The 3,397-nt window shown below is 67.5% G+C and carries 6 protein-coding genes; 3 read left to right on the top strand and 3 right to left on the bottom strand.

The genetic code is table 11. The annotated features are described in order from the left end of the window. The 3 genes from AC08OT_RS19650 to AC08OT_RS19640 form a co-directional block, all read right to left on the bottom strand. A partial coding sequence (locus tag AC08OT_RS19650; protein ID WP_476603174.1) for an MFS transporter occupies window positions 1-326 on the bottom strand: 326 nt, incomplete at its 3' end. A 171-nt stretch (window positions 327-497) separates the two neighbouring features. Next, a complete protein-coding gene (locus AC08OT_RS19645) occupies window positions 498-617 on the bottom strand; it encodes a helix-turn-helix domain-containing protein (RefSeq protein WP_476594699.1) in 120 nt (39 codons plus the stop codon). Beyond that, window positions 602-1,657 (bottom strand): RsbRD N-terminal domain-containing protein, encoded by a 1,056-nt coding sequence (locus tag AC08OT_RS19640; protein WP_476596473.1) that lies wholly within the window; start codon window positions 1,655-1,657, stop codon window positions 602-604. The genes AC08OT_RS19645 and AC08OT_RS19640 overlap by 16 nt, the downstream gene beginning before the upstream one ends. A 227-nt stretch (window positions 1,658-1,884) precedes the next feature. Here AC08OT_RS19640 and AC08OT_RS19635 point away from each other — a divergent pair, with 227 nt between their 5' ends. From AC08OT_RS19635 to AC08OT_RS19625, 3 genes are all read left to right on the top strand, one after another. Then, on the top strand, window positions 1,885-2,373 hold the full coding sequence (locus AC08OT_RS19635; protein ID WP_476594696.1) for a 2,4'-dihydroxyacetophenone dioxygenase family protein: 489 nt from the start codon (window positions 1,885-1,887) through the stop codon (window positions 2,371-2,373). A 270-nt stretch (window positions 2,374-2,643) separates the two neighbouring features. Next, window positions 2,644-2,814 (top strand): hypothetical protein, encoded by a 171-nt coding sequence (locus AC08OT_RS19630; RefSeq protein WP_476594695.1) that lies wholly within the window; start codon window positions 2,644-2,646, stop codon window positions 2,812-2,814. Continuing rightward, a partial coding sequence (locus AC08OT_RS19625; RefSeq protein WP_476603173.1) for a transposase occupies window positions 2,811-3,397 on the top strand: 587 nt, incomplete at its 3' end. The genes AC08OT_RS19630 and AC08OT_RS19625, both read left to right, overlap by 4 nt.

The following is a 3,397-nucleotide window of genomic DNA, read 5'->3' as shown; positions in this document are numbered from 1 at the left end:
GAGGCAAGCCCGATGATGAGACTGCCCAGGCCCATGCCCATAATCGTGGTGCTAAGCGTCCTGCGGCGGCCGATCCGGTCGGCGAGAATCCCGAGGATCAGCGCTCCGACCGGGCGGGCGAAGAATCCGACGGCGAAGATCGCTAACGTCGACATCAGCGGCACCAGGCTGCCTCCCGGGCTGGCCGGGAAGAACTGCGTGGAGAAGTACACCGCAAGCATCGAGTAGATGTACCAGTCGAACCATTCGACGGCGTTGCCGACGGAAGCGGCCAGGAGCTGCCGATAGTGGTTGGTCCGCTCTCGGAGGCCGGTTGTTGCTGTCATCGAAGCGGTCATGGGTTGCTCCCCTGTTGGGCGGCGGCCGAGACCGCCAGCTCGGGACGTCGAGCTCTGATGGGCCCGATAGCGGGTACGGATTCCCAACAGGATGTGGCGTGCGACACATTGGAGGCTACGGGCGGGATGCCAACGTGGCGCCCCTTGCTTCGTAGGCGGCTACGAAACCGGCGGGGCTGCCGTCTCCGCGTGGAAGGCCCAGGACAGTTCCACCAGGGTGTCGGTGTCGTCCAGGGGCCGCCCGGTCAGCTCCTCGAACCGGGCTAACCGGTAGCGCAGCGTGTTGACGTGTATGTGCAGCGCCTCGGCGGTCCGCGGGATGTTTTACGGCCATTGGCCAGGTAGCAGCGGAGCGACTCGACGACTTCCTCCCCGAACGCACCGGTGCCCCGGAGCGGCTGGAGGTAGCGGGCCCGCATCAGTGCGGTCACGTCCGCGGCGCGCGGCACGGCCACCCGCCAGCCGAGGCCCTCGAGGGTGTGCACGCCCTCGTTGTGGCGCAGTCGGGCCGCGGCCAATACGTCGTTGGCCACCGAGAAGGACGTCGCGACCCGGTCCAGCGGCCCCTCGGGCCCGGCGGCGACCAGCAGCCCCGGGACCGCGGGTGGCAGCCCCGACACGATCCCCACGAGCCGGCCTTGGGAGGGCGCCAGGAGCAGGACCACGTTGCTGCGCCGGCATCCCCGGTTGATCAGGTTGAGGGCCTGGTCCAGCTCCGCTTCCGGTAAGGCGGCAGTGCACACCGCCCGCAGGTGTGTGTCGCGCCGCACGTGGTAGCGGATGCACCCCTGCTCAATCTGCGTCGGCGACAGGGTGCCGGCGAGCAGCCCGGCGAGCCATTCGTCCCTGCGCCTTCGGTCCGCCACCGCATGCGACAGGCCGTACTCGCGGTAGGCGCTCGCCGCACGAGCGGAGAACACGTCACTCAGCTTCCACAGCAGCGAGGTGAGGGTGAGCGACTCGGGGTGGTCGACCCCGAACTCCTGGGCGCGATCCACCAGCCGGTCCTGGATGCTCGCTATGCAGATGCGGAAGCCGCCCATGATGTCCTCGATCGGCACGCCCTGCTGGAGCCGTTCCAGCGTTGTGCGCTCGGCCTGCCAGATCTCCGAGCTCGGCGGCACGACGCCCGCCCGCAGGGTGCGGCACGCCAGCACGACGTTGCGGTGGATGCTCGTCACCAGCGCCTCGGTCGGGACCACCTCATAGGCCGGGATCTCGCGCCGGACACGCTCGATCGTGGGATCCACCAGTCCCTCGTCGCGTTCCAGCGCAGCGGTGAGTTCTCGCACACGGTCGTCGGACGTCCGCATCATCATGGGATTATCCTGCCCGGCGGTGTCGTCGGCACCCCGGTCCTCGCCCCAACGGCGCGCGTGGCACCCGTGCTTGTCGCGCGTGTTCAGGGATCTGTCACCGCTGTTCTATCTCGGATCTTTTGGTGGGTCCAGAATCAAACCCTACCGCTCGCCTAGCCGGCCGTTCCCCGCCGGATCCAGACGATTCCGAAGGCAGGGATCGACGCCAAGCTCCCGAGGAGACGCAGATGACGACACTGGTCAATCCCCTCCAACATTTCGCTCCAACGCACACGGAAGTCGACGATCTTCCGTGGGTTCCGTTCACGCCTTACACGAACGAGGTGGAATTAAAGATCCTTCATGTGGATCTGGTCAAGAGCGAGACACAAATGCTTCTGCGGGCGCCGGGGGGAGCCTCGCTGGGTGTGCATGACCATTATGGTCGCGTGCTTGTCTACACCATTCGAGGGAAATGGCGGTACGCGGAGCACGCCTGGGTGTCGGGGCCGGGTGACTTCGTGTACGAGGTCGCCAACAGCAGGCACACGTTCATTGTGGAGCCTGACGAGGGCATCGAGGTGTTCATCTCGGTTGAAGGAGCTATTGCTTTCCTCGGCCCAAACGACGAGATCATCGGCATCGAGCAGGCCCATACGTTCGCCGAGCGATACAACGAGTACTGCAGGAAGCACGGGATCATCCCGGTTGACCTGACCAGCTTCGCCCTCTCGTAGCCAGTCGGTCGCTACTCGTACACCACGGGCGTGGACTCCACTACCGCGACTTACCTGGGCTTCCCGCACGTCTTTCCACTGCTTATGCGGCCCTACGCGGTTGGCCGTGAGCCGTGTTTGAACACCAGCGTTCAGTGACCGCCTGCTGTGACGGGGTGTGACCGTGCAGGGCTCGGGGAAAGGGACACACCCGCCGATGACGAACGGCCAGGTCAGCGACCTGGCGTCGGCCGTGCGAACCGGCTGTCGCTGCGGGCGGCGCTGCCCGACGTGTCGGTGCTCGGGATCGACGACCAGCGGCGCGGCTCGCCGCGTTTCCACCGCAACCCGCTCACCGGGGCGTGGGTGACCGACGCCGACCGCTGGCAGACGGTGCTCATCGACTCCGCCGGCGATCAGGGGCTGCTCGGGTCGTCGAGCGGAGGGCTCCGAAGCCCGTGACCAGCTGGATCCTTGCCCAGCCCGCGGCCTGGCGTGCCCGGATCAGCGCCGTGACCATCGGCATGTCCACGACCTACAAGGCGGTCGCCCGCGCCGCGCTCCCGCACGCCCAGTTGGCCGTGGACCCGTTCCACACCGCCCAGCTCGGCAACAAGGCCATCAGTGACGTACGCCGCCGTGTCAGCCACCAGCTACGCCACCGCCGCGGCCGTGCCACCGACCCCGAGTACACGATCAAAGACCGGCTGCTGTGGGGCCCGGATGCGCTTTCCGACCGCGGGCGCCGCCGCATCCTCGAGACCTTCACGGTTCTCGAGGACCTCGACGGTGAGGCCGCCCACGCGCTGCGCACCGCCTGGAACGCCAAGAATCTGCTGCTCGACCTGCTCGCGCTCTCCCCGGCCCGCACCGGCGTCGCGACCACCCCGCACCGACATCGCCAGGGCCCTGACCAGGTTCCTCGGCTACTGCGCGACCTTCGGAAAGGACGTCCCCGAGGTCGTCACCCTTGCCGAGAGGATCTCCGACTGGCGCAACGAGATCGCCACCGCGATCCTCCTCGGACTCTCCAACGCCGCCGAGG

This window comes from Frankia sp. CgJB1, assembly GCF_977947065.1.
Note: the sequence above shows the minus strand (reverse complement) of the source record. Positions and strands in the feature narration are given on the sequence as shown.

Excerpts from the sequence above, each read along its gene's own strand:
- AC08OT_RS19635 (WP_476594696.1), top strand. The coding sequence starts at position 1,885 with ATGACGACACTGGTCAATCCCCTCCAACATTTCGCTCCAACGCACACG.
- AC08OT_RS19640 (WP_476596473.1), bottom strand. The coding sequence starts at position 1,657 with ATGATGATGCGGACGTCCGACGACCGTGTGCGAGAACTCACCGCTGCG.